The sequence below is a fragment of the Formosimonas limnophila genome (assembly GCF_014652675.1).
In the GTDB taxonomy this organism is placed as follows: domain Bacteria; phylum Pseudomonadota; class Gammaproteobacteria; order Burkholderiales; family Burkholderiaceae; genus Hydromonas; species Hydromonas limnophila.
In genome coordinates this window covers 1-3863 of the sequence record NZ_BMZG01000019.1, presented here as the reverse complement: position 1 = coordinate 3863, position 3863 = coordinate 1, and the positions used below count along the sequence as shown (strand labels likewise).

At 47.9% G+C, this 3863-nt stretch carries 5 protein-coding genes; all 5 read right to left on the bottom strand.

The genetic code is table 11. From position 1 onward, the window contains the following. On the bottom strand, positions 1-238 hold a 238-nt coding region (locus IE082_RS10860; protein WP_189493934.1), incomplete at its 3' end, for a hemagglutinin repeat-containing protein. An 8-nt stretch (positions 239-246) separates the two neighbouring features. Beyond that, the gene (locus IE082_RS10855) at positions 247-474 is read right to left on the bottom strand and encodes a hypothetical protein (protein ID WP_189493933.1); all 228 of its coding nucleotides are present in this window, start codon (positions 472-474) and stop codon (positions 247-249) included. Positions 475-489: 15 nt separating this feature from the next. Next, a complete protein-coding gene (locus IE082_RS10850) occupies positions 490-2832 on the bottom strand; it encodes a colicin D domain-containing protein (protein ID WP_189493932.1) in 2343 nt (780 codons plus the stop codon). 4 nt (positions 2833-2836) lie between these two features. Next, the gene (locus IE082_RS10845) at positions 2837-3169 is read right to left on the bottom strand and encodes a hypothetical protein (protein WP_189493931.1); all 333 of its coding nucleotides are present in this window, start codon (positions 3167-3169) and stop codon (positions 2837-2839) included. Next, positions 3166-3863 (bottom strand): VENN motif pre-toxin domain-containing protein (locus IE082_RS10840; RefSeq protein WP_189493930.1); only part of this gene is annotated, 698 nt, incomplete at its 5' end. The genes IE082_RS10840 and IE082_RS10845, both read right to left, overlap by 4 nt.

Genomic DNA, 3863 nt, shown 5'->3' with positions numbered 1-3863 from the left:
CCTCAACGGTCTCACCACGCGCCTGCGCACCGATGAGGTTCATGTCCCGTCCCGCATTGAGCGTGAGTTTGTCTGTGGCGGTGACTTGGGTTTCGGTGTAGCTGGTGCTGCTGCCGTTGGCGTTGCCTTTTGCTCGATTGGCGTTGGCGAAGGTCTGCTTTCCTTTAAATGCAAAAAGCCCCAGTGGTGCAAAACCCACTGAGGCTTTTTGAAATATCAAAGTCAGCAAATGATTCATGAAACCCTTTAATTCTTAAGCCTTTTTCTTGCCTCCTCAAGAATAATTTTGTAATCTGGGTCAAATGGAGCAACTAACTGCGACTCCAACATATTCTCAATCGAAAAAAGAATCTGTTCTGTAACATCATCTTGGAAAAGCTTATCTACTTCACTCTGATTAAAAATGCAAAGCCATTCAAACAAAACTAGGGCTTCGTCTTCAGTCAAAGGAATTGATATTGATTTGTTGCTCATTTTAGACTCCATTTTTTATAATCCTCCACGACTTAATACATTTCTTAATTGAGCTGGATTAAGTTTCCAGCCACTGATAAATTCACCAGATCGAGTAGTAATAACACTCAAACCAGTTTGGGGATTTACTATATGTGTCACTGGTTGACCTCTATACGTTCCTTGAATGATTCGCACCAACGGATCTCTTATATGCCTATTAATAGCCTCTTGAAATCTTAGTGCATTTGCAGTGTTATAGTTACCTGAAACCCCAAAATCTTCAGCATGTTTAAACTTCGCCTGTAACTGTTTAGAGTCAATGTTTCTCAATTTATCATACAAAGTATATGGTATAGGTTTATCCCACACCTCTTTTCCTACTTTATAGGCAGATATCAAAGCTCTAATAGCACTTGGTCCGCCCAAGGCCAATGTGCCACCAAAAATTGCCAGCGCTCTTTGATCACCTTGAGTCAGCCAATTCGAGATGGCAGTTTGACACTGTGTATTGCTCAGCCCCCCACATTTTTCATTAATAAAGCGTTTAATACCTGCCTGATTTAACTCTGCTTGTCTTAAATCACTCATGTTCTTTTCTGCACTGGTAAATACGCCTGGGAATTCTTTCTGAAGTTTCTCCATTGCTGCGACATCACCAGCATATAAAGCTTCTTTATATCTGTCTGATGGTGACTTAAAGCCGAGGTGCATTTCATTATTCACCACCGCATTATACCCCGCCGCCCCAGCTGTGACGGCATCTTCAAAGCTCCCACCTGTAATTCCACCGACGAGGGTTGCGGCGAGCGTTGAGATGGCTCGGATGTCTTCTTTCTCTGCGGTGGTGAGCTGGTCGGATGTTTTGCCGTCGTATCTGGTGTTGATGATGATTTGAGCGAGGGCTTCGCCTGTGACAGCACCTGCTGCGCCTGAGGCGGCGTCGTTGCCTGATAGGTAGGCGACGGCGGCTCCGACGGCGGCGTGGGTGAGTAGACGCGCGGCGTTGTTCGCTTCGGTGTCGGGTTGGCGGTCGAAGTAGTCACCGACTTGGCTGGCAAGCAGTGGTGCGGCGGCGTTGGCGATGCCTTGTTGCAAATTGCCGCCTGCGGCACTGGCGAGTAGGCCTGTGATGGCTTGGGAGGCCATGTTGTATTTGCCACCTGGGGCGAAGTCTTTTTGGCCGTCAATGTAGGCTTGATTGGTTTGGAAGTAGCTGCCCAATGTACCATTTCTGGACAGTGTTTCAAACACGGCTTGCTTTTGGCTTTCGGTGGGGTTCTCACCTAAGGCAGCGATGGCGGAGAGATAGGTGGGACTTTCTTTGGCTTGAGTTTCCAAATAGCCGAGAATGGCCTCGGTGTCCCCTTTGGTGCTGCCGGTGGTGATTTGTGTGTACAGTTCTGGGTGGTTCTTTTCGATGTCTCCCATGGCTGCTTGTTCTGCTGCGGCAAGGGCTTTGTCCCGCTCTTCTGCTTTGGGGCGTTGCACTTCGGTGGCGATGATGTTGAACGTGAGTGCACCGATATCGGACACCACACTGCTCATGGCGAAGTTGTCCTGTACTTCTTGTAGGTCAAATATCGGGTTGAGCGCATTGGTGGCATTGGCTGGGTCACGAGACAAGCCGACTGGCTCAACGGTTTGGCCTCCGACCGTGATGGTGGCAGGACTGACCGCTGAGACGGTGGTGCTGGCTGCTGAATCATTTTGATTGAGCGCTGCGGGGATTTGGCTGGCGGCCAGATTGATGGCGACATTGGTCAGGTTACCAGCGCCGATGGTCGCCCCGCTGCTGTTCGCGCTGAATTCGGCTTGGTTCTCGATGTTGGTGTAACCCAAGCTGCCTGTGGTGAGCTGGTTGAATTCGGCGGGTGCCGTACTCGAAATCACCGCACCATTGAGCTGTGTGTGGCCTTTGACATTGACGTCAAACCCGCCCTTGCCTGCGTAGATGCCCGATTGCTCATTAACCGACTGGTAATTGCTGTCGATGGTTTGCTTGGTTTGCGAGTAGCTGCCCGATGCTGAGCCCACACCATAAACAGGGACTTCCACACCGACGCTTTGGCTGCGTTGCGTCGAGTCGTAGTTGCTGGTGTCCTGCAAGCTGGTGATGGTGAAGTTGCGCCCGACATCGGCCTCAACGGTCTCACCACGCGCCTGCGCACCGATGAGGTTCATGTCCCGTCCCGCATTGAGCGCGAGCTTGTCTGTGGCGGTGACTTGGGTTTCGGTGTAGCTGGTGCTGCTGCCGTTGGCGTTGCCTTTTGCTCGATTGGCGTTGGCGAACGTCTGCTTTCCTTTAAATGCAAAAAGCCCCAGTGGTGCAAAACCCACTGAGGCTTTTTGAAATATCAAAGTCAGCAAATGATTCATGAAATCATTTCAAAATATCTAGTGTAACTCTCAACCTAAGTTGCGCCAATTTTGATACCAAAAGTTTCTCGTATTCCGAGACAGGCAAACAATTACCCCAAATTGCACTTTCATCGATTCTAGATAACTCAAGAGAAATAACAGTGATTCCGTCTATTAGGAGAGTATAAATATCTTCCCCTTGTTCCATTAAGAAATCTATGATTAAAAAATTTTTAAAACTTGGAAATTTTTCCTTTATCACGTTTAATAACCTTATGTTGTTTTGAGCACTTTCTTGATTAGCCAGTATCTCCTTGCGAAGAACATCTTCTGTCATTGAATTAATCAGTTTCATCGTAAGACTCCTGGAAAAGCGGTTATTAAATTTCCCCAACCATCGGTTAATATAGTCATAGTCGAAGTTGGTTGCCAGCCACTAAATTTATCAATGCCAACATTAATATTTAAAGTTACAGTTCTAACATAGGTGTTTACCCCTTGATTAGGTATCACCTGTACAATCGGAGACCTTACAACCTCTGGGTGCTGTAAAATTGTTGAGAGTTGGTGCGGAGTAATTGTAAACTGACTCGCATTTACAGACGGGTCAAAGTGCCTTTTCATTATATGAGCCATGCCTTCTCCATCCAAGTTTACTCGCGAAATTACTCTACCAGGTATATAAGAGTTGGCTATTTTTAGGGCATCTTTGAGTATTTGGTAAGCTTTTCCCCCATATTTTACAAGCCCTTTTCCTGTCCATTTAACACCAGAACCACCTGGGAAAGCATCCATTGCTCTTAAAATCTCATCAGATAACCCATTATTCACCGCCGCGTTATACCCCGCCGCCCCTGCTGTAACGGCATCTTCAAAGCTGCCACCTGTCACTCCACCGACGAGGGTTGCTGCGAGTGTTGAGATGGCTCGGATGTCTTCTTTCTCTGCGGTGGTGAGCTGGTCGGATGTTTTGCCGTCGTATTTCTCTTTGATGATGATTTGAGCGAGGGCTTCGCCTGTGACAGCACCTGCTGCGCCTGAGGCGGCGT

Bases quoted from the DNA above. Each gene is read 5' to 3' on its own strand.
- IE082_RS10855 (WP_189493933.1), bottom strand. From the start codon at position 474: ATGAGCAACAAATCAATATCAATTCCTTTGACTGAAGACGAAGCCCTA.
- IE082_RS10850 (WP_189493932.1), bottom strand. From the start codon at position 2,832: ATGAATCATTTGCTGACTTTGATATTTCAAAAAGCCTCAGTGGGTTTT.
- IE082_RS10845 (WP_189493931.1), bottom strand. From the start codon at position 3,169: ATGAAACTGATTAATTCAATGACAGAAGATGTTCTTCGCAAGGAGATA.